At 58.9% G+C, this 21,569-nt stretch carries 19 protein-coding genes; 4 read left to right on the top strand and 15 right to left on the bottom strand.

The window, feature by feature from the left end; translation table 11 throughout:
- Positions 1-4 precede the first annotated feature (4 nt).
- Positions 5-718, top strand: a complete 714-nt coding sequence (locus E4T63_RS08410) for a DUF3108 domain-containing protein (protein ID WP_027614049.1) — start codon at positions 5-7, stop codon at positions 716-718.
- A 192-nt stretch (positions 719-910) separates the two neighbouring features.
- Here the strand turns inward: E4T63_RS08410 and E4T63_RS08405 are convergent, their stop codons facing one another.
- Positions 911-2,536 (bottom strand): methyl-accepting chemotaxis protein, encoded by a 1,626-nt coding sequence (locus tag E4T63_RS08405; protein WP_135295247.1) that lies wholly within the window; start codon positions 2,534-2,536, stop codon positions 911-913.
- A 138-nt stretch (positions 2,537-2,674) separates the two neighbouring features.
- Positions 2,675-3,721 carry an amidohydrolase family protein gene (locus E4T63_RS08400; protein WP_432431701.1) on the bottom strand — a complete coding sequence of 349 codons (1,047 nt, stop codon included), beginning with the start codon at positions 3,719-3,721 and terminating at the stop codon, positions 2,675-2,677.
- 128 nt (positions 3,722-3,849) lie between these two features.
- Between E4T63_RS08400 and E4T63_RS08395 the strand changes: the two genes are divergently transcribed.
- Together E4T63_RS08395 and E4T63_RS08390 are read left to right on the top strand one after the other, a co-directional pair.
- Positions 3,850-4,266: an OsmC family protein gene (locus E4T63_RS08395; RefSeq protein ID WP_098968490.1), complete on the top strand. Its 417-nt coding sequence runs from the start codon at positions 3,850-3,852 to the stop codon at positions 4,264-4,266.
- Between the two features lie 61 nt (positions 4,267-4,327).
- Positions 4,328-5,194, top strand: a complete 867-nt coding sequence (locus E4T63_RS08390) for a pirin family protein (protein ID WP_135295245.1) — start codon at positions 4,328-4,330, stop codon at positions 5,192-5,194.
- Positions 5,195-5,397: 203 nt separating this feature from the next.
- On the opposite strand, the gene E4T63_RS08385 is transcribed toward E4T63_RS08390, so the two are convergent.
- The 4 genes from E4T63_RS08385 to E4T63_RS08370 form a co-directional block, all read right to left on the bottom strand.
- Positions 5,398-6,126, bottom strand: a complete 729-nt coding sequence (locus tag E4T63_RS08385) for a dienelactone hydrolase family protein (protein ID WP_135295244.1) — start codon at positions 6,124-6,126, stop codon at positions 5,398-5,400.
- 68 nt (positions 6,127-6,194) lie between these two features.
- Entirely contained in the window at positions 6,195-8,099 is a 1,905-nt protein-coding gene (gene htpG, locus E4T63_RS08380) for a molecular chaperone HtpG (RefSeq protein ID WP_047600274.1), read from the bottom strand.
- 82 nt (positions 8,100-8,181) lie between these two features.
- Positions 8,182-8,634 (bottom strand): PaaI family thioesterase, encoded by a 453-nt coding sequence (locus E4T63_RS08375; protein ID WP_064586638.1) that lies wholly within the window; start codon positions 8,632-8,634, stop codon positions 8,182-8,184.
- Positions 8,631-9,107, bottom strand: coding sequence for a PaaI family thioesterase (locus tag E4T63_RS08370; protein ID WP_098967875.1), 477 nt, complete (start codon positions 9,105-9,107; stop codon positions 8,631-8,633). The genes E4T63_RS08375 and E4T63_RS08370 overlap by 4 nt, the downstream gene beginning before the upstream one ends.
- A 158-nt stretch (positions 9,108-9,265) precedes the next feature.
- Here E4T63_RS08370 and E4T63_RS08365 point away from each other — a divergent pair, with 158 nt between their 5' ends.
- A complete protein-coding gene (locus E4T63_RS08365) occupies positions 9,266-9,502 on the top strand; it encodes a hypothetical protein (RefSeq protein ID WP_007962865.1) in 237 nt (78 codons plus the stop codon).
- Between the two features lie 88 nt (positions 9,503-9,590).
- On the opposite strand, the gene E4T63_RS08360 is transcribed toward E4T63_RS08365, so the two are convergent.
- The 9 genes from E4T63_RS08360 to E4T63_RS08320 form a co-directional block, all read right to left on the bottom strand.
- Positions 9,591-9,992: an MAPEG family protein gene (locus tag E4T63_RS08360; protein ID WP_007962864.1), complete on the bottom strand. Its 402-nt coding sequence runs from the start codon at positions 9,990-9,992 to the stop codon at positions 9,591-9,593.
- Positions 9,992-10,729, bottom strand: coding sequence for a DUF599 domain-containing protein (locus tag E4T63_RS08355; RefSeq protein WP_135295243.1), 738 nt, complete (start codon positions 10,727-10,729; stop codon positions 9,992-9,994). Before E4T63_RS08355 ends, E4T63_RS08360 begins: the two co-directional genes overlap by 1 nt.
- A gap of 195 nt (positions 10,730-10,924) precedes the next feature.
- Positions 10,925-12,238 (bottom strand): branched-chain amino acid transport system II carrier protein, encoded by a 1,314-nt coding sequence (brnQ, locus tag E4T63_RS08350; protein ID WP_027614038.1) that lies wholly within the window; start codon positions 12,236-12,238, stop codon positions 10,925-10,927.
- Between the two features lie 481 nt (positions 12,239-12,719).
- Positions 12,720-13,601: a succinate--CoA ligase subunit alpha gene (sucD, locus tag E4T63_RS08345; protein ID WP_135295242.1), complete on the bottom strand. Its 882-nt coding sequence runs from the start codon at positions 13,599-13,601 to the stop codon at positions 12,720-12,722.
- A complete protein-coding gene (sucC, locus tag E4T63_RS08340; RefSeq protein WP_003223015.1) occupies positions 13,601-14,767 on the bottom strand; it encodes an ADP-forming succinate--CoA ligase subunit beta in 1,167 nt (388 codons plus the stop codon). Before sucC ends, sucD begins: the two co-directional genes overlap by 1 nt.
- Positions 14,768-14,967: 200 nt before the next feature.
- Positions 14,968-16,404 carry a dihydrolipoyl dehydrogenase gene (lpdA, locus tag E4T63_RS08335; protein ID WP_007962860.1) on the bottom strand — a complete coding sequence of 479 codons (1,437 nt, stop codon included), beginning with the start codon at positions 16,402-16,404 and terminating at the stop codon, positions 14,968-14,970.
- A 97-nt stretch (positions 16,405-16,501) separates the two neighbouring features.
- A complete protein-coding gene (gene odhB / locus E4T63_RS08330; RefSeq protein ID WP_003223011.1) occupies positions 16,502-17,725 on the bottom strand; it encodes a 2-oxoglutarate dehydrogenase complex dihydrolipoyllysine-residue succinyltransferase in 1,224 nt (407 codons plus the stop codon).
- Between the two features lie 42 nt (positions 17,726-17,767).
- Positions 17,768-20,599: a 2-oxoglutarate dehydrogenase E1 component gene (locus tag E4T63_RS08325; protein ID WP_027614036.1), complete on the bottom strand. Its 2,832-nt coding sequence runs from the start codon at positions 20,597-20,599 to the stop codon at positions 17,768-17,770.
- Between the two features lie 259 nt (positions 20,600-20,858).
- Entirely contained in the window at positions 20,859-21,563 is a 705-nt protein-coding gene (locus tag E4T63_RS08320) for a succinate dehydrogenase iron-sulfur subunit (RefSeq protein WP_003223007.1), read from the bottom strand.
- Positions 21,564-21,569 lie beyond the last annotated feature (6 nt).

The raw sequence follows: 21,569 nt of genomic DNA, 5'->3' as shown, positions 1-21,569 counted from the left end.
TTTTATGCGTCGCGCCCTGCTCTTCGCTTGCGCTCTGCTCGCCCTGCCTTTCGCGCAGGCGGCAGACCTTCAACCGTTCTCCGCCAGCTACACCGCCGACTGGAAACAGTTGCCCATGAGCGGCACCGCCGAACGCAGCCTGACCAAGGAAGCCAACGGCGTCTGGAAACTCAGCTTCAAAGCGTCGATGATGATCGCCAGCCTGACCGAAGAAAGCACGCTGACCCTGGACAAGGACACCCTGCTGCCACAGTCCTACCACTTCGAACGTGGCGGTCTGGGCAAAGCAAAAAAGGCTGATCTGGACTTCGACTGGAACAGCAAGATGGTCACCGGCACTGACCGGGGCGACGCGGTGAAGATCCCGCTGAACCGTGGCATGGTCGACAAGTCGACCTATCAACTGGCGCTGCAGCACGACGTCGCCTCCGGCAAAAAGACCATGAGCTATCAGGTGGTCGACGACGGTGAAGTCGACACCTATGACTTCCGTGTATTGGGTGCCGAGAAAGTCGACACCAAGGCCGGCAAGATCGATGCAATCAAGGTCGAGCGCGTGCGTGACCCGACACAAAGCAAGCGCATCACTGTGCTGTGGTTCGCCAAGGACTGGGATTACCTGCTGGTCCGCCTGCAACAGGTTGAAACCGACGGCAAGGAGTACAACATCATGCTCCAGGACGGCACGGTCAACGGCAAAACCGTTAAAGGCAGCTGATCTGCCGCTACACCGAAAGCCCCGCAGATGCGGGGCTTTTTTGTGCCTGCGATTCCCAGGCGACACACAAATACTGTGGGAGCGGGCTTGCTCGCGAAGGCGGCCTGCCAGCTAACGAAGATGTATCTGATACAACACCTTCGCGAGCAAGCCCGCTCCCACAGGGGGTGAGTGCAATCGTCAAGGGTCAGCTCAGACCGAAAATCTGGCCACCATATTGTTCAAATCCACCGCCAGCCGCGACAACTCCTGGCTTGCCGCACTGGTCTGATTTGCCCCCGCAGACGTCTGCATCGCCAGATCGCGGATGTTCATCAGGTTGCGGTCCACCTCCCGCGCCACCGCCGCCTGCTCTTCCGAGGCGCTGGCGATCACAAGGTTGCGTTCATTGATCAAGGTGAATGCCGAGGCGATTTCCTCCAGCGCCAACCCCGCAGCCTTGGCCAGCTCCAGGGTCGAATTGGCGCGGACGCTGCTCTGTTGCATCGAACTGACCGCCGAATCGGTACCCTGCTGGATGCCACCGATCATCTGCTCGATTTCCTGGGTCGATTGCTGAGTGCGATGGGCCAGCGCCCGCACCTCATCGGCCACCACCGCGAAGCCACGCCCGGCATCCCCAGCCCGCGCCGCCTCGATCGCTGCGTTCAATGCCAGCAGATTGGTCTGCTCGGCAATCGAGCGGATCACGTCGAGCACTTTGCTGATGCCGTGAACCTTCTGCGCCAGATCCTCGACCTGCGTGGCATTGGACGTGACGTCGTCAGCCAGGGACTGGATCGAAGTCACCGTCTGGTTGACCTGCTCGCGCCCATGCTGGGCAATCCGGTCAGATTCGCGCGACGCTTCGGAAGTCGCCACGGCGTTGCTCGCGACCTCTTCCACGGCAGCGGTCATCTGATTGACCGCCGTGGCGGCCTGCTCGATCTCCAGGCTTTGCTGGTGCAGCCCGCGCGTGGCGTCCTCGGTGACGCAACTCAGTTCCTCCGAGGCGGACGCCAACTGGCTGGACGATTCGGAAATCTGCCGAATGGTGTCGCGCAGGTTGTGCTGCATGCTTTTCAGCGCCTGCAGCAGCCGCGCCGGTTCGTCCTTGCCGGAGATGTTGATATCGCCCGTCAGATCACCGCCGGCCACCACTTCCGCCACGCCCAGTGATTGCGCCAGCGGCAGGACGATGCTGCGGGTCAGCAACAACGCCAGACCGATGGTGATCAATGCGGTAATGCCAATCATCACCCCGACCCACACCCGCGAATTGATGAAAACCAGGCGCGCGGCTTCGGTGGCAAGGTTGGCGTTGTGCTTGTTCAGCTCGACCAGCTCCTTCAGGGTGGCCGCCATGTCGTCGGCCAACGGGCTCATTTCACCGTTGAGAATCGCCGCCGCCTCCTCCACCCGATTCTGTGCGGACAACTGCATGACCTGCGCCTGAAACTCCAGGTACTGGTGCTCGGCGACCTTGAAGCGGTCGAACAACTTGCGCTCTTCGGGCAGCACGATCAACACGTCATAGCGTTGTTGCGCTTCGCTCAAGACACCGCGCAGGTCATTGAGCTTGGCGACATTCTGCGCCAGCGCCTGCGGGTCGCGATTGAGCAGCAGGCGCATGGTCAGCGCACGCAGGCGCAACATGTCCTGACTCATCTCGCCGACCGCCATCACGCTCGGCAGCCAGTTGTTGTCGACCTCATCAGACTGGGCGCGCATGTTCGCCATTTGCAGCAGGGCGAACGCCCCAAGGGCAAACACCATCAGCGCCAACACACCAAAACCCAGGCCGGCTCGCGGCGCGATATTGAGACTACGGATGCTCATGACTCTGGTTCCTTCCAAAAGCGCTGCATCAACCCTGCAGCTGGTTGCTTTAGAAGGTATCGGCCCGGCGATAATTTGCGTAAGACCAAAAGGTGATATCAAAAGGCCTTGATACTTCGAACCCTCGGCATTAACGATTCAGCGCGGTTTCCCGGACTTTGCCGCTGTTCGCGGCAATATCGCCAGGAAGTTATCCCGGGCGACCTTACGCGCAATTTCTTCAGGCAAGGCATCAAGGAACGGCGTGAAGCTGCGCATTTCCTGACCGAGCTTGGTGAATCGACCTACAACATCCGAACCTAGCATGAAGCGCTCAGGGTATTTCTCGACCAAGGCCAGCCATTCCGCACGCGGCTTGCCCTGCTCGTCCAGCAGGTACGGTGTGAGCATGCTCCACGACAGATCGATGTACAGATTCGGATAAGCCTCAAGCATCCGACTCACCGTGGGCAGGAGAAAATCGAGTTGCGTCTGGTGCCGATGAATTTCCGCGCTGGTGCCGGCGTGCGCCCAGATGAACCGGGTGTGCGGGTGATTACGCAGGGGTTCTTCGATTTCCTTCAAGTACAGTGGATTTTTCTCACGCTTGGAGGTGATGTTGGAATGCAGCATCACTGGCAGATCGTTTTCGGCAGCCAGGTGATAAATCCGCTTCATCGCCTCGTTATTGGCCCGTGGCGTGTCGCCGGCGGTCAACGCCGTCAAGTCATCATGGCGGGTGAACACTTCACCAATGCCCTGCCACAGCCCCGGATACAGATCGAGCATGCGCTGGATGTGCGCGGCGGAGTTCTTGTCATTGGGGTTGAAGCCTGAAAGGAACGGATGGAAGTGCAGTCGCTGCTCCGAAGTCAGCTTTTGCACGGCATCGGCAACGATCACATCGGTGGCGCTGTACCAGTAGGCATCGGCATCATCGCCGGCGTAATAGCGCGGACGCTTGGGTTCGTCCTCGTGCCACTTCTTCGCCACGGGAATACCGGAAATCATCACATGGTCGATGGAATTGTCCTGCATGGCCGTGAGCAATTTCGCCATGCCGGCGGTTTCCTGGAAAAAATCCACGTAGTGCAAGTGCGCATCGCTGTAGGTGTAATCGCGGGCGCTGGCGCTACCGGCGAATGCCAGCAGGCAGGCAAGACTCAAACGAAACAAGGACACAAGTAATCTCCGGCAGGTAGGCATAGCCTAGACCCTGAGCCGATCACAAGGGTTCATCCTGCAGGAAAGTGGAACGCGGCTCTGTAGGAATGCTCTATAACTGCAAGGTCTTTTTTGATCGCACGACTTTTCCTACTGCCAGTGAGGTTGCCATGACTGTTACCGTCAATACCGTCTCCGCCGAAGGTTTTCGTCACACCGTACAGATCGATGACCATGAATTGTTTGCCGACGTGCCGAAGTCTGCCGGCGGCGAAGGCTCGGCCCCCGAGCCACACGACTACTTCGACGCCGCGCTCGGTGCCTGCAAGGCACTGACCCTGAAGATGTACGCAAAGAAGAAAGACATCCCGCTGACCGGCGTGGGTGTCGAGGTCAAACGCGACAACAGCGAAGAGCAGAAAGGCAAATACGCCCTGCACGTGACGCTTACCCTCAAGGGCGTCCTCAACGATGCCCAGCGTGAAGAGTTACTGCGCGTGGCTGATCGCTGCCCGATCCACAAACTGATGACTACCACCGACGTCAGCATCGAAACCCACGCCCCACAAGGCTTCGACAGCCAGTAATCACCCTCTTGCCAGCGGCGGGTTATGCTTCTGGCATCACCCGCTCAGCCTGGAATGCACCATGGATACGCAACCACTGATCATCCGCCCGCGCGCCGAAGACGTCGAAGGCCAGCCGATCCTGCGCCCGCTGCCGTCAGCCAAATGCCGCAGCATCGGGCCTTTCGTGTTTTTCGACCACATGCTCGAAACGGTTTATCCGACGGGCAAAGGCATGAACATCCGACAGCATCCGCACATTGGTCTGTCGACCCTGACCTACCTGTTCGAAGGGCAAATCCAGCACAAGGACAGCCTCGGCTCCGATCAGGTGGTCAGTGCTGGCGATGTCAGCTGGATGACCGCGGGCAGTGCGATTGCCCACGTCGAGCGCACGCCCGAGCCGCTGTGGGAGCAAAGCTTCACCATGCACGGCTTGCAGATCTGGCTCGCTTCGCCCAAGGATCACGAGCAAGGTCCGGGACATTACAGCCATCACCCGGCGGCAACCTTGCCGGTCAGCGATAACCTTGGTGTGCAGATCCGGATGATCGCCGGGTCAGGCTTTTGCCTGGAATCGCCAGTGCCGGTGCTTTCTCCTACGCTGTACGCCGAAGTAAAGATGCAGACCGCGACCACTTTGCTGATCCCGACCGAGCACGAAGAACGCGCGATTTATGTGCTGAGTGGCGATGCGCAGTTGAATGGCGAGCCCCTCGAACCCCATGCGCTGGCGGTGTTGCCGGCCGGGGAACAGATGAGCCTGTTCGCCGAGAGTGACGTGCACGCGGTGGTGTTTGGCGGCGCGCCGCTGGACGGGCCTCGGCGGATCAACTGGAATTTTGTCGCGAGCGATCCGGCGGCGATCGATGAGGCGCGGCACAAGTGGGCGGCCGGGGATTGGCCGACGGTGCCGGGGGAAGTGGAGCGGATTGAATTGCCGCGTTAAGTCTTTACCCTCACCCCAGCCCTCTCCCAGAGGGAGAGGGAGCCGACCGAGGTATCTGGCGTCATACATCGACCTGAAAAATCCTGGCGATTATGGATTCACTAAGGCACTTTCAGGTCGGCGTAATCCTTGAGCATCCCCCGATCAGTCCCCTCTCCCTTTGGGAGAGGGTTAGGGTGAGGGGGCTTTTAGCTTTCCAGGCTTCAGGCTTTGAACACTTCATCCAGCAAATCATGCATCGACTTGAACGCACGCTTGGCGGTCTTCGCGTCGTACATCATCTTGCCCGGCACATTGGCATGCGGATCGGTAAACGAATGCACCGCACCGCCGTAGCTGAGCAACTGCCAATCGACCTTCGCCGCGTTCATTTCATCTTCGAACGCCGGCAATTGCTCCTTCGGCACCAGCGGGTCGGAGGCACCGTGCAGTACCAGCACCGAGCCCTTGATGTTCTTTGCGTCCGCCGGATTCGGCGAGTCCAGCGTACCGTGGAACGACACCGCCGCCTTCACTGGTGCACCGGTGCGCGCCAGGTCCAGTGCACAGCAACCACCGAAGCAGAACCCGAACACCGCCAGCTTCGAGGTATCGACCGCTGCCTCGCCCTGCTTCTGCAACTGCTCGAACGCTGCCTGCATGCGCTTGCGCAGCAGTGCACGATCGTTCTTCAGCGGCATCATCGCCGCGCCGGCCTCGTCAGCGTTCTGCGGACGTACTGCCTGGCCATACACGTCAGCAATCAACACCACGTAGCCCTTGGCCGCGACCGACTTGGCGATCTCCTCCGCACCGGCGCTGACACCCATCCAGTTCGGCGCCATCAGCAGGCCCGGGCGCGCGCCCTTGTGCTCGGCGTCGAACGCCAGACGACCTTCATAGGGCTGGCCATCCAGCTGATAGACCACGGAACGTACAGTAACTTGGCTCATTTCTGACTCCTGATTAGTTAAACACCAGAATGAAAAAACCCGCCGAAGCGGGTTTTTCTACAACGTGATCAAGCTGACAGTTCAACCAGCAGCTTGTTCAGACGGGTCACGTAAGCGGCCGGGTCTTTCAAGCTTTCGCCAGCCGCCAGGGCGGCCTGATCGAAGAGGATGTGCGACAGGTCGCCAAAACGCCCTTCGTTCTGCTCGCCGTCGAGTTTCTCGATCAGCGGGTGACTCGGGTTGAATTCGAAAATCGGCTTCGACTCCGGCACTTTCTGTCCGCTGGCTTCGAGGATCTGGCGCATTTGCAGGCCCAGGTCCTGTTCGCCGATGGCCAGAATGGCTGGCGAATCGGTCAGACGGTGAGAGACGCGAACCTCGGCAACGGAGTCGCCCAGCGCGGTTTTCAGGCGCTCGACCAGACCTTCTTTGGACTTGGCGACTTCTTCTGCAGCTTTCTTGTCCTCTTCCGAGTCCAGGTTGCCCAGATCAAGATCACCGCGTGCCACGTCGACAAAGGTCTTGCCGTCGAATTCGCTGAGGTAGCTCATCAGCCACTCGTCGATACGGTCGGTCAGCAGCAGCACTTCGATGCCTTTCTTGCGGAAGACTTCCAGGTGCGGGCTGTTCTTGACCTGCGCGTAGGTTTCGCCGGTGAGGTAGTAGATCTTGTCCTGACCTTCCTTGGCGCGCGCCAGGTAGTCAGCCAGACCGACAACTTGCTCGCCGTCGTCGCCTTGGGTCGATGCGAAACGCAGCAGACCGGCAATTTTTTCCTTGTTGGCGAAATCTTCTGCCGGGCCTTCTTTCATGACCTGACCGAAGTTTTTCCAGAAGCCCTTGTATTGCTCAGGCTCGTTCTTCGCCAGTTTTTCCAGCATGTCCAGCACGCGCTTGGTCAGCGCCGACTTCATCGAGTCGATGATCGGGTCTTTCTGCAGGATTTCCCGCGACACGTTCAGCGACAGGTCGTTGGAATCGACCACACCCTTGATGAAGCGCAGGTACAGCGGCAGGAACGACTCGGCCTGATCCATCACGAACACGCGCTGCACGTACAGCTTCAGGCCTTTCGGCGCTTCACGCTGGTACAGGTCGAACGGCGCGCGGGCCGGCACGTACAGCAGCGAGCTGTACTCGAGCTTGCCTTCGACTTTGTTGTGGCTCCAGGCCAGCGGATTTTCGAAGTCGTGAGCGATGTGCTTGTAGAACTCCTGGTATTCCTCGTCCTTCACTTCAGTGCGCGGACGGGTCCACAGGGCGCTGGCGCGGTTGACGGTTTCCCATTCAACGGCAGGCTTCTCTTCGCCTTCAGCGGCAGTGACTTCTTTCGGCAGTTCGATCGGCAGCGCGATGTGGTCGGAGTATTTCTTGATGATGTTGCGCAGACGCCAGCCGTCGGCGAACTCGTCTTCAGCGGACTTCAGGTGCAGGACGATGCGGGTGCCGCGCTCTGGCTTGTCGATGGTGGCGACTTCAAACTCGCCCTCGCCTTTCGACGACCAGTGCACGCCTTCGCTGGCAGGAGTGCCGGCGCGACGGCTGTACACGTCGACTTTGTCAGCCACGATGAAGGCCGAGTAGAAGCCGACACCGAATTGGCCGATCAGGTGCGAATCTTTTTTCTGATCGCCCGAGAGATTCTTCATGAAATCGGCGGTGCCCGACTTGGCGATGGTCCCCAGGTGGGTGATCACATCGTCACGGTTCATGCCGATACCGTTGTCTTCGAGGGTGACGGTCTTGGCGTCCTTGTCGAAGCTCACACGGATTTTCAGTTCAGCGCCACCTTCGAGCAACTCAGGCTTGGCCAGGGCTTCGAAGCGCAGCTTGTCGACAGCGTCAGAGGCGTTCGAGATCAATTCGCGAAGGAAGATTTCCTTGTTGGAATACAGCGAATGGATCATGAGGTGCAGCAGCTGCTTTACCTCGGTCTGGAAGCCCAGGGTTTCCTTTTGAGTTTCCACACTCATGGTCATCAAACTCCAATCAGATGGCAGTGGCCGCGATCCAGAGGGGTCGGCGGCGGGTTGTTCACTGAGTTGGGGGCAGCGTTCAGGATTTCAAGGGCTCATCAATTTTGAAATGTGCACGGGCGGTGGCAATCGGTTCGCTCTCGGTGCTTTGCCAGGCCGTGATGGCGACGTTGGCCACGCGCCGGCCCTGGCGACAGACCTGACACTTGGCCCAGGTGTCGCGAAACTGCCCGGCGCGCAGGTAATCCAGAGAGAAGTCGATGATCTTCGGCACCCCGGGCGCCCCGGTGAAGATCAGCAGATGCAACGCGGCCGCCAGCTCCATGAACCCGGCGATCACCCCGCCGTGAATGGCTGGCAATAAAGGGTTACCAATGTTGTCCTTATTCGCCGGCAGCTTGAACAGCAATTCATCACCGACTCGCGAGCATTCGACGCCGATCAGCCCGGCGTAGGGAATCATCCCCAGCAGCGGTGCGTAATCGCCCTGGGCGTGGGCCAGCAGCAATTGTTGCTTCCAGTCATCGCTCATGAGAGCTCTCCTTTGATCGTGCCGCCAAACCCGTGAGTGCCCTTCAGGCCCTTGCCCATGCGCATGAATGTGCCGACGACATGGGCGATCGGTTGCTGCGGATCATCCTGATAGGCAAAGCCGCGGGCGAAGATCACATCGGTGGTGACCCGGTAACACTGGGCAAAGCCATAGACGTCCTTGTTCGGCTCGGCGGCGTGCATGTAGTCGATACGCAGGTCCAGGGTCGGGCAGACTTCGAACTCCGCCAGCACGCACAACGTGGACATGCCGCACGCGGTGTCCATCAGCGAAGTAATGGCACCGCCGTGGATGACCCCGGTCTGTGGATTGCCGACGATTTGCGCGCTGTACGGCAACCTCACCGTCAGCCCTTCGCTGCTGGCGCTGTGTACCGTCAAACCGAGCACCTGACAATGGCGCAGGGCCGAAAGAAATCGTGTCGCGCGCTCAAAAACGGGGTTTTCAGCCATTTGATAATTACTCTCGTTAGAGCCTTGTGCCAGTAGTAGGAAATACCGCAAAAGTTCCACTAAAAAACAAACTTATATATCTGAAGGAAATGAGGAACTTAACCTTTGGCGCTGCGCTCTTAAGGCCAGTAGTTATTTTCCATAAGGAGAAACACCCCATGCGTAAGACTTTAGCTATTGCCTTGATGTTGACCGCTTCCCTCGGTCTCGCTGCCTGCGATAAAAAATCCGAGGACAAAGCTCAAGATGCAAACCAACATGCTGAGCAAGCTCAGCAAGACATGAACAAAGCTCAGGATAAAGTGAACGACGCAGCAAAAGAAAACGCCGAAGCTGCCAAAGCTCAGGCTGAATCGAATCAAGCTGCTCAGGAAGAAGCTGCCAAGAAGCAATAATTGCGACTTGATGCAGTAAAAGAAAACCCGCCAAGTGCGGGTTTTCTTTTGCCTGTGATTTTTTGTCAGTCTTGGCTTAGAGGCTTTCTTAGAGCAATACGGTTCTAAAAGTCGGACTAATCATCAGCAACAAACTGCAGATCAGGCCGACCAGCCACACCAGGCTGCGCAGGGATGGTTTATCCGCCAGGTATAACCACACGTAAAGAATTCGCGCGATCACAAAGATGATCGCCAGCGCATCAATCAACCAGCCTTGGGTTTGCGTGGTGTGCGCCATCAGCACACCCACGGCGAACAGGATGAACGCTTCGATGCAGTTCTGGTGCGCCGCCAGCGCCCGCGCGCCATAGCCAGTGAGTTGCGCCTGCTGTTGGCGCGGTAGATGGTTGTTGTAACCACCCTGCTCTTTCATGGCCTTGCCCACCGGCATGCGCGCGATGTAAATCAACAGTGCACTGATAAACACACACCAGAACGGAATACTCATCAAGCAGCCTCTTTATAGGTTTCGGGCAATGGTGCCTCTGTAGGGGTATAGACCATCACATCCAGCACGTCGGAATGAAACTCGCGGCGGTACAACACGATGACCACCCCGGCACTCATCAACATGAACAGCCACGGGCTGACAAACCACGCCAGCATGCTCATGCCGAAGTAATAAGAGCGCAGACCGAAGTTGAACTGGTTCGCCGCCATCGAAATCACCCGCGCCGCCCGCAGTGCGAACGCCTTGCGCTCCTGCTCCGAGACCTGACGCTCACCGATCATCGGCGCGGAACCGACCAGCACCGCAGCAAAGTTGTACTGACGCATGCACCAACTGAAGGTGAAGAACGCATAGACGAACACCAGCGCCAGACACAGCAACTTGATCTCCGACATGCCCTGCGACGCCTGCTGCACCATCGGGATATCCGCCAGCAGCGACACGGCGCGTTCGGACGCACCGAGCACGGTGAGAATGCCGGCGAGGATGATCAGAGTGCTGGAGGCGAAGAACGAGGCGTTACGCTCCAGATTACCGATCACGCTGGCGTCGGCAATACGGTTGTCACGCAGCAGCATGCGGCGCATCCAGTCTTCGCGATACAGGTGCAGCACGCTGGCGAGGCACGCGGTGTCGCGGGCCTTCCACGACGCATAACGGGTGTAGCCGCCCCAGCAGATGACAAACCAGAGCGCGGCCAGCAGGTGGATCAGATTGGCTTGGATGAACGACATGCAATTCCCTGTGGAGTATGGATGCTACCTGTAGAAGCGAGCCTGCTCGCTCCTACATTAAGACTTCGGCAACCCTTCGACGTTAGCTCGCGGAAAAAGACACTGCCAGACGCCCATAAAAAATGCCCCGTATCGATTGATACGGGGCATTTCTGTTTAAGCGCTGAAGACCCGTTTGTGGCGGGTCAGACAACGTCAGGCAACGGCTTCGCTGCGCTTGCCCAGCAGGCGATCACAGACCACGGCGACCACCAGGGTCATCACGCATGGCACCAGCCACGCCAGACCCTGCTCGCTCAGCGGCAGGTGCGACAGCTGCGACGGCATCCAGTCGGCCAGACCGGCGCCCTTGAGCGCGTCGATGGTGCCGAACAGGAACGACACCAGCATGACCGGGCCGAGGATCCGCCCGTGTTCATGCCAGAAGTCCTTGCAGAAGCTCAGAGCCACCAGAACGATGCACGGCGGGTAGATCGCGGTCAGCACCGGGATCGAGAACGCGATCAGCTTGGTCAGGCCCAGGTTGGACACCAGCAGCGAGAACGCGGCGAGGATGATCACCAGGGTCTTGTAGGACAGCGGCAGCACGCGGCTGAAGTATTCAGCGCAGGCGCAGGTCAGACCGACCGCGGTCACCAGGCACGCCAGCGAGATCAGCACCGCGAGGAAACCGCTGCCCAGCGAACCGAAGGTGTGTTGCACGTAAGCATGCAGCACCGCCGCGCCGTTAGTGGCACCGACCGCGACTTCGTGGCTGCCGGAGCCGAGGCGGAACAGGCTGATGTACACCAGCGCCAGACCGACACCGGCGATGAGGCCGGCAATGATCGCGTAACGGGTGATCAGCGCAGGCGACTCGACGCCACGGGAGCGGATCGCGTTGACGATGACGATACCGAACACCAGCGCGCCGAGGGTATCCATGGTCAGGTAACCATTGATGAAGCCTTGGGAGAACGGTGCCGCGACGTATTCCGGTGTGGCCTGACCGATATCACCGGCCGGCAGGGCGAACGCGGCGATGCCGAGTACCGCCAGGGCGATGATTTTCAGCGGCGCGAGGAAACGCCCCACGGTATCGAGCAGACGGCCGGGATACAGCGAGATGAAGAACACCAGCAGGAAGTACACCGAGCTGTAGAGGAACAGCGCCAGCGGGCTTTCGCCGGTCAGCGGCGCGAGTCCCACTTCGAACGACACGGTCGCGGTCCGCGGGGTGGCGAACAGCGGGCCGACCGCCAGGTAGCATGCCGCGGCGAGCACACCACCGGCGATCTTGCCAATCGGGCTGCTCAGCGCATCCATCGCGCCACCGACCTTGGCCAGGGCGACGACGGTGACCACCGGCAGACCGACGGCCGTGATCAGGAAGCCCAGCGCCGCCATCCAGACGTTAGGTCCGGACTGCAGGCCGACGATAGGCGGGAAAATGATGTTGCCGGCCCCGACGAACAGGGCAAATGTCATAAAGCCCAGTGCCAGGATGTCCTGACCTTTCAAAACTTTCATTAAGGAAATACCACACTACTGAATCGGAATTTAGAGGGGGATTTCCCTGTGGGGTTAGGGAAATGCTGTCAGTCCGTATAAGACTGACCCGTTTAGCGCGTTGCATGCCTTGTGGGCGGCAGACGCAAAAATGGCTGCTAGCCTAACGAATTTGTCTGACAAACGCACTGTTTGAGGGCGAACTATCCGATACACGACGTGTCTGTGTCGCGTTTACGCATCTATTTTTCCTACATGGAACTCTGTAGGTAGAGCACGAACCCTGTAGTGAGGGGATTTATCCCCGATGGGCCGAAGCAGCCCTGATTGAGAACTTGTAGCGCTTTTCGATTGGCTGGATACATCGGGTTTGGAGCCGCTTCGCAGCCCATCGGGGATAAATCCCCTCACCACAAATGCCCGCTAAAACGCAGATGCCAGAAACAACAAAGGCCACCCGCAGGTGGCCTTTGTCTGGTGAAGCGTCAGTCAAGCACGAGGCTTACTTGACAGCCCAACCGGTCAGCTCGGCCAGGGCCTTGCCGATGTCTGCCAGCGAACGCACGGTTTTTACGCCTGCGTCTTGCAGCGCAGCGAATTTCTCGTCTGCAGTGCCTTTGCCGCCAGAGATGATTGCGCCAGCATGGCCCATGCGCTTGCCCGGAGGAGCAGTCACACCAGCGATGTAGGAAACAACCGGCTTGGTCACGTGTGTCTTGATGTAGGCAGCCGCTTCTTCTTCAGCCGAACCGCCGATCTCGCCGATCATCACGATCGCTTCGGTCTTCGGGTCTTCCTGGAACAGCTTCAGGATGTCGATGAAGTTCGAACCCGGGATCGGGTCACCACCGATGCCGACGCAGGTCGACTGACCGAAACCGGCGTCAGTGGTCTGCTTCACAGCTTCGTAGGTCAGGGTGCCGGAACGCGAAACGATACCGACCTTGCCTGGCAAGTGAATGTGACCTGGCATGATGCCGATCTTGCATTCGCCTGGGGTGATCACGCCTGGGCAGTTAGGGCCGATCAGGGTAACACCCAGCTCGTCGCACTTAACTTTGGCGTCCAGCATGTCCAGGGTAGGAATGCCTTCGGTGATGCAGACGATCAGCTTGATGCCGCCGAAAGCAGCTTCCAGGATCGAGTCCTTGCAGAAAGGAGCCGGAACGTAGATCACGCTGGCGGTAGCGCCAGTGGCAGCTACTGCGTCTTTAACGGTGTTGAACACTGGCAGACCCAGGTGCTCGGTGCCGCCTTTGCCCGGAGTTACGCCACCAACCATCTTGGTGCCGTATTCGATGGCTTGCTGGGTGTGGAAACTACCTTGCGAACCGGTAATACCCTGGCAGATAACTTTGGTGTCTTTATTGATCAGGACGCTCATTATTTGCCCTCCGCAGCTTTGACAACTTGTTGAGCAGCGTCGGTCAGGCTGGTAGCAGCGATGATGTTCAAACCGCTTTCTGCCAGTACTTTAGCGCCCAGCTCAGCGTTGTTGCCTTCAAGGCGAACAACAACCGGGATTTTCACGCCGACTTCTTTCACGGCGCCGATGATGCCTTCGGCAATCATGTCGCAGCGAACGATGCCGCCGAAGATGTTAACCAGTACTGCAGCGACGTTGGTGTCGGACAGAATGATTTTGAATGCTTCGGTAACGCGTTCTTTGGTAGCACCACCACCTACGTCGAGGAAGTTGGCTGGCTTGCCGCCGTGCAGGTTGACGATGTCCATGGTACCCATGGCCAGGCCGGCACCGTTGACCATGCAGCCGATGTTGCCTTCCAGGGCTACGTAGTTCAGTTCGAACTTGGCAGCGTGCGCTTCGCGCGGATCGTCTTGCGACGGATCGTGGAAAGTCTTCAGCTTAGGCTGACGGTACATGGCGTTGGCGTCGATGTTGATCTTGGCGTCCAGGCAGTGCAGATCGCCGTCAGCCTTGATCACCAGCGGGTTCACTTCCAGCAGGGCCAGATCGTGATCCTGGAACAGCTTGGCCAGACCAACGAAGATCTTGGCGAACTGGGCAACTTGCTTGCCTTCCAGACCCAGTTGGAACGCCAGCTCGCGACCCTGGAATGGCTGAGCGCCAACCAGTGGATCGATAGTGGCTTTCAGAATTTTTTCTGGAGTGTCGTGAGCGATTTTCTCGATGTCCACGCCACCTTCGGTGGAAGCCATGAACACGATGCGACGGCTCGAACGGTCAACGACAGCGCCCAGGTACAGCTCTTTAGCGATATCAGTGCACGATTCAACCAGGATCTTGGTGACTGGCTGACCATTGGCGTCAGTCTGGTAAGTCACCAGACGCTTGCCCAGCCACTGCTGTGCGAAGGCCTTGGCGTCTTCTTTGTTGCGAACCAGCTTGACGCCGCCCGCTTTACCGCGACCACCGGCGTGGACCTGGGCTTTGACAACCCACTCGCTGCCGCCGATTTTGTCGCAAGCTTCTGCTGCTGCTTCCGGGGTGTCTACTGCGTAACCAGTGGAAACTGGCAGGCCGTATTCAGCGAACAGCTGCTTACCCTGATACTCGTGAAGATTCATGCTTTTTACCGTCTTCGTTAGGTACTGCGCATTCGGCGCTGCGCTCTTGATGAGTGCCGCGCCACCTGTGACTGCTGCTTGCGTAGCCTTTCCGGATACCCGGTGCAGCTACGCAAGACTGCGTCCAGCGGACATTCCGCGGTGAGACTTGCTCGCAAGGCTCACGACGGGCCGTTACCGCCGTGGTTTCTTATTGTGTCTTAACGCTTCTTGCGGTTGGCAATGTGGATGGCGCCGCCATTCACAGCCAGAGCAGCTTCGTGCAAGGCTTCAGACAGGGTCGGATGGGAGAAAACCATCATGCCCAGGTCTTCAGCGCTGGTACCGAATTCCATACCGATCGCGCCCTGCTGAACCAGTTCTGCAGCGCTCGGGCCAATTACGTGCACGCCCAATACGCGGTCAGTCTTGGCATCAGCGATGACCTTGACGAAACCACCGGTATCGTTGGCGGCCATGGCACGGCCGGAAGCGGCGAACGGGAAGGTGCCGACGTTAACTTCAACGCCTTCGGCTTTCAAGGCCTGCTCGGTTTTGCCAACCCACGCGATTTCCGGGTGAGTATAAATAACCGAAGGGATCAGGTCATAGTTCATCTGGGCTTTGTGGCCCTTGATGCGCTCGACAACCATGATGCCCTCTTCCGAGGCCTTGTGCGCCAGCATCATGCCGCGCACCACGTCACCGATGGCGTAGACGCCCGGTACGGTGGTGGCGCAGTGATCGTCAACGTGCACGAAACCGCGCTCGTCCAGGGTCACGCCGCTGTCGGCAGCCAGCAGATCAGTGGTCACCGGACGGCGACCAACGGCTACGATCAGCTTGTCGAAAGTGATGGACTGTTCGCCGTTGGCATCGGTGTAGTTAACCACGACTTCGTCGCCGTTCACTTTCGAACCGGTTACGCGAGCGCCCAGTTTGATGTCCAGACCTTGCTTGGTCAGGGTTTTCAGCGCTTCCTTGGAAACAGCGGTGTCCGCTGCCATCAGGAAGGTGTCCAGTGCTTCGAGGACAACCACTTCGGAACCCAGACGCGACCACACCGAACCCAGTTCCAGACCGATCACGCCAGCGCCGATCACGCCCAGACGCTTAGGTACGGATTGGAATTCCAGAGCGCCAGTCGAATCGACGATGACTTTCTGATCGACCGGAGCCGGCGGAATGTCGATCGGACGCGAACCTGGAGCCAGGATGACGTTTTCGGCTTCGATGACTTCAACCGAACCGTCCGGCTTGGTGACTTCGACTTTCTTGCCAGCCAGCAGCTTGCCGTGGCCCTGGATCGAGGTAACGCCGTTGGCCTTGAACAGGGTGGCAACGCCGCCAGTCAGGTTCTTGACGATGCCAGCCTTACGGCCAACCATCGCAGCGACGTCCATTTTGACTTCGCCGGTCGAGATACCGTGAACGTTGAAGCTCTCTTTGGCTTCCTTGTACTTCCAGGAGCTGTCCAGCAGCGCCTTGGACGGAATGCAGCCGACGTTCAGGCAAGTACCGCCGAGGGCCTGTTTGCCTTCAGCGTCGGTGTACTTCTCGATGCAGGCAGTGGTGAGACCCAGCTGCGCGGCCTTGATGGCAGCTACATAGCCGCCAGGGCCGGCACCGATCACTACTACGTCAAATTTCTGCGACATTCAAAAAATCCTCTTTAGCGAAAAGCTTCAAGCCGCGCGCTGCGGGCCGTACCGCCGTTGCCGACGGTACGCCACCCGCAGCGCATGGCTGCTTCTATCAGATATCCAGCAACAGACGAGCCGGATCTTCCAGCAGGTTCTTGATGGTCACCAGGAAGGTTACAGCTTCTTTGCCATCGATCAGACGGTGATCGTAGGACAGTGCCAGGTACATCATCGGACGGATCACGACCTGACCGTTGATGGCCATAGGACGCTGGATGATGTTGTGCATGCCCAGAATCGCTGCCTGCGGCGGGTTGACGATCGGAGTCGACATCATCGAACCGAAGGTACCACCGTTGGTGATGGTGAAGGTACCGCCGGTCATCTCTTCCATCGACAGTTTGCCGTCACGGGCTTTTTTGCCGAACGTGGCGATGCCGCCTTCGATTTCAGCCAGGCTCATCAGCTCGGCGTTACGCAGAACCGGAACGACCAGACCACGGTCGCTGGAAACGGCAACACCGATGTCGGCGTAGCCGTGGTAAACGATGTCTGCACCGTCGATCGAAGCGTTGACCGCCGGGAAGCGTTTCAGCGCTTCGGTGGCAGCCTTGACGAAGAACGACATGAAGCCCAGGCGTACGCCGTTGTGGGACTTCTCGAACAGGTCCTTGTACTTCGAACGCAGGGCCATGACTTCGGTCATGTCGACTTCGTTGAACGTGGTCAGCATTGCCATGTTCGACTGGGCTTCAACCAGACGCTCGGCAACCTTGGCACGCAGACGGGTCATCGGTACGCGCTTCTCAACGCGATCACCGGCAGCGAATACCGGAGCAGCAGCGGCTGGAGCAGCGGCTTTTGCAGGAGCAGCAGCCGGAGCGGCTTTCTTCGCGGCTACAGCAGCGACCACGTCTTCCTTGGTCACACGACCGCCTTTGCCGGTACCGGCAACGGAAGCGATGTTGATGCCGTTTTCTTCAGCCAGCTTGCGCGCAGCCGGAGCAGCAACAGGATCGTCTTCGCCTTCGGCAGCAGCCGGGGCAGCGGCAGCAGCGGCCGGAGCAGCAGCGGCGGCTGGAGCAGCGGCAGCAGCGCCGCCCGCTTCGATCGAGCCCAGGACTTCGTCGGACAGAACGGTGTCGCCTTCGTTTTTGACGATTGCGCCCAGCACGCCGTCGGCGGTAGCCAGCACTTCCAGTACGACCTTGTCGGTTTCGATGTCGACGATCAGGTCGTCACGCTTGACGGCGTCGCCCGGTTTTTTGTGCCAGGTGGCAACGGTGCCATCGGCAACCGATTCCGGGAAAGTGGGGGCTTTGATCTCGATAGCCATTATCTGTGGTTCCTTAAATTCGGTTTCAGGTGCGCGAAGGCGTTAAACGGTAAACGCGTCTTGCAGCAGTTTTTCCTGCTGCTCGGCGTGCATCGATGCGTAACCACATGCTGGGGCAGCAGAAGCCTCGCGGCCCGCGTACTCGAGTACGAGAGACTTGTCGAGGTTACCGATGCTGCGACGCAGGTGATGCTGGCTGCAGTACCAGGCGCCCTGGTTCATCGGCTCTTCCTGACACCAGACGGCATGCTTGACGTTGGTGTAAGGCGCCAGGACTTCTTTCAAGTCGTCCTCAGGGAATGGATACAGCTGCTCGATACGCACGATGGCGATATCGTCACGGCCTTCGGCACGACGTTTTTCCAGCAGGTCGTAGTAGACCTTGCCGCTACACAGAACAACGCGCTCGACCTTTTTCGGGTCCAGGGCATCGATTTCCGGGATCACGGTCTGGAACGAACCTTCAGCCAGATCTTCCAGGGTCGAGACGGCCAGCTTGTGGCGCAGCAGCGACTTCGGCGTCAGCACTACCAGAGGTTTGCGCAGCGGGCGAATCACCTGACGACGCAGCAAGTGGTAGATCTGGGCCGGGGTGGTCGGCATGCACACCTGAATGTTGTGCTCGGCGCACAGCTGCAGGTAACGCTCAAGACGAGCCGAGCTGTGCTCAGGGCCCTGACCTTCGTAGCCGTGTGGCAACAGCATGGTCAGACCGCAGAGACGGCCCCACTTGTGTTCGCCGCTGGTGATGAACTGGTCGATAACAACCTGTGCACCGTTGGCGAAGTCGCCGAACTGGGCTTCCCAGATCACCAGCGCGTTTGGCGTGGTGGTCGAGTAACCATATTCGAAGGCCAATACCGCTTCTTCCGAGAGGAACGAGTCGTACAGGTCAAAGCGTGGCTGACCGTCGTACAGGTTCTGCAGCGGAATGTAGGTGCCCGCGTCTTTCTGATTGTGCAGCACAGCGTGACGGTGCGAGAACGTACCGCGGCCGATGTCCTGACCGGTCATGCGGATCGGGTGACCTTCGAACGCCAGGGTCGCGTACGCCATGGTTTCGGCGTAACCCCAGTTGATCGGCAGGCCGCCGGCTTGCATCTTCTGACGGTCTTCGTAGATCTTCGCGACCTGACGCTGAACCACGAAGCCTTCCGGAATTTCCAGCAGCTTGGCGGACAGTTCCTGCAGGGTCTTCAGATCGAAACGGGTGTCGTGACGCGCAGTCCAGGCGTGGCCCAGATACGGACGCCAGTCCACGAACAGCTCTTTGTTCGGCTCTTTGACCAGCGATTTCACTACGTGCAGACCGTTGTCCAGCGCGTTGCGGTACTCGTCGACCTTGGCCTGAACACGTTCAGCGTCCAGTACACCGGCCTGAGTCAGACGATCAGCGTACAGCTCACGGGTGGTGCGCTGCTTGGTGATCTGCTGATACATCAGCGGCTGGGTGCCGCTTGGCTCGTCGGCCTCGTTGTGGCCGCGACGACGGTAGCAGACCAGGTCGATCACCACGTCACGCTTGAACTGCATGCGGTAATCGATGGCCAGCTGGGTCACGAACAGCACGGCTTCCGGATCATCACCATTCACATGGAGGATCGGCGCCTGGATCATCTTCGCAACGTCGGTGGCGTACTCGGTGGAACGCGAGTCCAGCGGGTTGCTGATGGTGAAACCCACCTGGTTGTTGATCACGATGTGCACGGTACCGCCGGTCTTGAAACCGCGGGTCTGCGACATCTGGAAGGTTTCCATGACCACGCCCTGACCTGCGAATGCAGCGTCACCGTGGATGGAGATCGGCAGCACCTTCTCACCGGTCGGGTCGTTACGACGATCCTGACGGGCGCGAACCGAACCTTCTACCACCGGGGAAACGATTTCCAGGTGGGACGGGTTGAACGCCATGGCCAGGTGAACTTCACCGCCAGTGGTCATCACGTTGGACGAGAAGCCCTGGTGGTATTTGACGTCACCGGAACCCAGCTCGACCTTCTTCTTGCCTTCGAACTCGTCGAACAGCTCGCGCGGGTTCTTGCCGAAGGTGTTGACCAGCACGTTCAGACGGCCACGGTGGGCCATGCCGATGACGACTTCCTTGGTGCCGTAGGAACCGGAACGCTGGATCAGCTCGTCGAGCATCGGGATCAGGCTTTCGCCGCCTTCCAGACCGAAACGCTTGGTGCCCGGGTATTTGGTGCCCAGGTATTTTTCCAGGCCTTCACCGGCAGTCACGCGCTCAAGCAGGTGGCTCTTGATGTCGGCGGAGTACGTCGGACGACCACGCACGCTTTCCAGACGCTGCTGGAACCACTGGCGCTGCTCGGAATCGGTGATGTGCGTAAATTCAGCGCCGATGGTGCGGCAATATGTCTGCTGCAACGCTTCGTGAATTTCGCGTAGGCTCGCTTCCTCTTTGCCGATGAACAGGTCGCCGGCACGGAAGGTCGTATCAAGATCGGCATTGGTCAAGCCGTAATGATTGATCGACAGGTCTGCAGGTGCAGGACGCTGCCACAGCCCCAGCGGGTCAAGCTGGGCTGCCTGGTGGCCACGCATACGGTAGGCCTGGATCAATCGCAGCACTTCAACTTGCTTCTTCTCGTGCTCACTGCTCACGCTCCCGGCGGAAACCGGTTGGGCGCGGCGCTGGTTCTTTGCCAGCAGCACGAAATGATCGCGAATTGTGGAGTGCGAAACATCAGTGGCAGAGCTGCCGTCGGCAGGCAGCTTCTGAAAGTAGGTGCGCCACTCTTCTGGCACAGCGTTAGGGTCGTGCAGGTAGAGCTCATAAAGCTCTTCCACATAGGCAGCGTTTCCACCTGAAAGGTAGGCGCTGTTCCACATGCGCTGCATCACGCTTTCTTGCATGCTTGGTCACCCTCGGTTAGGGGAACACCATCGGCGTCAATACCGAGCAAACTTGCAGAAGTCCGAATGCAGCGACCAAAACAAGCCACTTAGGATCACGCTGATAGTCCGGGTACCAGCCCGGATGCCCCTGCTTGTCTCATTTCTTCAAAATAAGAGCTGCAGCTTGTGGCTACTGCTCTGGTTATAGCCATGACGCGGGTTGAAGCCCGCGCCACAGCCTCTTCGTTACAGCGGTTCTACGGTTACAGCAGCTGAATCACACGCCGCTCGAAAGCAGCATGTTACGGATGTGACCGATGGCCTTAGTCGGGTTCAGGCCTTTCGGACATACGTTGACGCAGTTCATGATGCCCCGGCAGCGGAAGACGCTGAACGGGTCATCGAGCGAAGCCAGACGCTCGGACGTCTTGGTGTCACGGCTGTCTGCCAGGAAGCGGTACGCTTGCAGCAGGGCAGCCGGGCCCAGGAACTTGTCCGGGTTCCACCAGAAGGACGGGCACGAGGTCGAGCAGCAGGCGCACAGGATGCACTCGTACAGACCGTCGAGCTTTTCACGCTCTTCAGGGGACTGCAGACGCTCGATGGCCGGAGCCGGCGTGTCGTTCTGCAGGTAAGGCTTAACCTTCTCGTATTGCTTGTAGAAGATGCTCATATCGACAACCAGGTCACGGATGACCGGCAAACCTGGCAGCGGACGAACGATCAACTTGTTGCCTTTTACGACAGCGGACAGCGGCGTGATGCACGCCAGGCCGTTCTTGCCGTTGATGTTCATGCCGTCGGAGCCGCAGACGCCTTCACGGCAAGAGCGACGATAGGAGAAACCCTCGTCCTGCTCTTTGATCAGGGCCAGCACGTCCAGCACCATCAGGTCTTTACCACCGGTATCGACCTGGAATTCCTGCATGAACGGCGCAGCGTCCTGATCAGGGTTGTAGCGATAAACACTGACTTGCAACATGGCGAT

The sequence above is a fragment of the Pseudomonas fluorescens genome, from assembly GCF_004683905.1.
Classification (GTDB): Bacteria; Pseudomonadota; Gammaproteobacteria; order Pseudomonadales; family Pseudomonadaceae; genus Aquipseudomonas; species Aquipseudomonas putida_A.
The sequence above is the reverse complement of the archived record's forward strand: the minus strand, read 5'-3'. Positions and strand labels throughout refer to the sequence as shown.

What these genes read in the sequence shown, in the direction of transcription:
- E4T63_RS08410 (WP_027614049.1), top strand. Translation starts at nt 5, where the DNA reads ATGCGTCGCGCCCTGCTCTTCGCTTGCGCTCTGCTCGCCCTGCCTTTC.
- E4T63_RS08405 (WP_135295247.1), bottom strand. Translation starts at nt 2,536, where the DNA reads ATGAGCATCCGTAGTCTCAATATCGCGCCGCGAGCCGGCCTGGGTTTT.
- E4T63_RS08400 (WP_432431701.1), bottom strand. Translation starts at nt 3,721, where the DNA reads ATGCCTACCTGCCGGAGATTACTTGTGTCCTTGTTTCGTTTGAGTCTT.
- E4T63_RS08395 (WP_098968490.1), top strand. Translation starts at nt 3,850, where the DNA reads ATGACTGTTACCGTCAATACCGTCTCCGCCGAAGGTTTTCGTCACACC.
- E4T63_RS08390 (WP_135295245.1), top strand. Translation starts at nt 4,328, where the DNA reads ATGGATACGCAACCACTGATCATCCGCCCGCGCGCCGAAGACGTCGAA.
- E4T63_RS08385 (WP_135295244.1), bottom strand. Translation starts at nt 6,126, where the DNA reads ATGAGCCAAGTTACTGTACGTTCCGTGGTCTATCAGCTGGATGGCCAG.
- htpG (WP_047600274.1), bottom strand. Translation starts at nt 8,099, where the DNA reads ATGAGTGTGGAAACTCAAAAGGAAACCCTGGGCTTCCAGACCGAGGTA.
- E4T63_RS08375 (WP_064586638.1), bottom strand. Translation starts at nt 8,634, where the DNA reads ATGAGCGATGACTGGAAGCAACAATTGCTGCTGGCCCACGCCCAGGGC.
- E4T63_RS08370 (WP_098967875.1), bottom strand. Translation starts at nt 9,107, where the DNA reads ATGGCTGAAAACCCCGTTTTTGAGCGCGCGACACGATTTCTTTCGGCC.
- E4T63_RS08365 (WP_007962865.1), top strand. Translation starts at nt 9,266, where the DNA reads ATGCGTAAGACTTTAGCTATTGCCTTGATGTTGACCGCTTCCCTCGGT.
- E4T63_RS08360 (WP_007962864.1), bottom strand. Translation starts at nt 9,992, where the DNA reads ATGAGTATTCCGTTCTGGTGTGTGTTTATCAGTGCACTGTTGATTTAC.
- E4T63_RS08355 (WP_135295243.1), bottom strand. Translation starts at nt 10,729, where the DNA reads ATGTCGTTCATCCAAGCCAATCTGATCCACCTGCTGGCCGCGCTCTGG.
- brnQ (WP_027614038.1), bottom strand. Translation starts at nt 12,238, where the DNA reads ATGAAAGTTTTGAAAGGTCAGGACATCCTGGCACTGGGCTTTATGACA.
- sucD (WP_135295242.1), bottom strand. Translation starts at nt 13,601, where the DNA reads ATGAGCGTCCTGATCAATAAAGACACCAAAGTTATCTGCCAGGGTATT.
- sucC (WP_003223015.1), bottom strand. Translation starts at nt 14,767, where the DNA reads ATGAATCTTCACGAGTATCAGGGTAAGCAGCTGTTCGCTGAATACGGC.
- lpdA (WP_007962860.1), bottom strand. Translation starts at nt 16,404, where the DNA reads ATGTCGCAGAAATTTGACGTAGTAGTGATCGGTGCCGGCCCTGGCGGC.
- odhB (WP_003223011.1), bottom strand. Translation starts at nt 17,725, where the DNA reads ATGGCTATCGAGATCAAAGCCCCCACTTTCCCGGAATCGGTTGCCGAT.
- E4T63_RS08325 (WP_027614036.1), bottom strand. Translation starts at nt 20,599, where the DNA reads ATGCAAGAAAGCGTGATGCAGCGCATGTGGAACAGCGCCTACCTTTCA.
- E4T63_RS08320 (WP_003223007.1), bottom strand. Translation starts at nt 21,563, where the DNA reads ATGTTGCAAGTCAGTGTTTATCGCTACAACCCTGATCAGGACGCTGCG.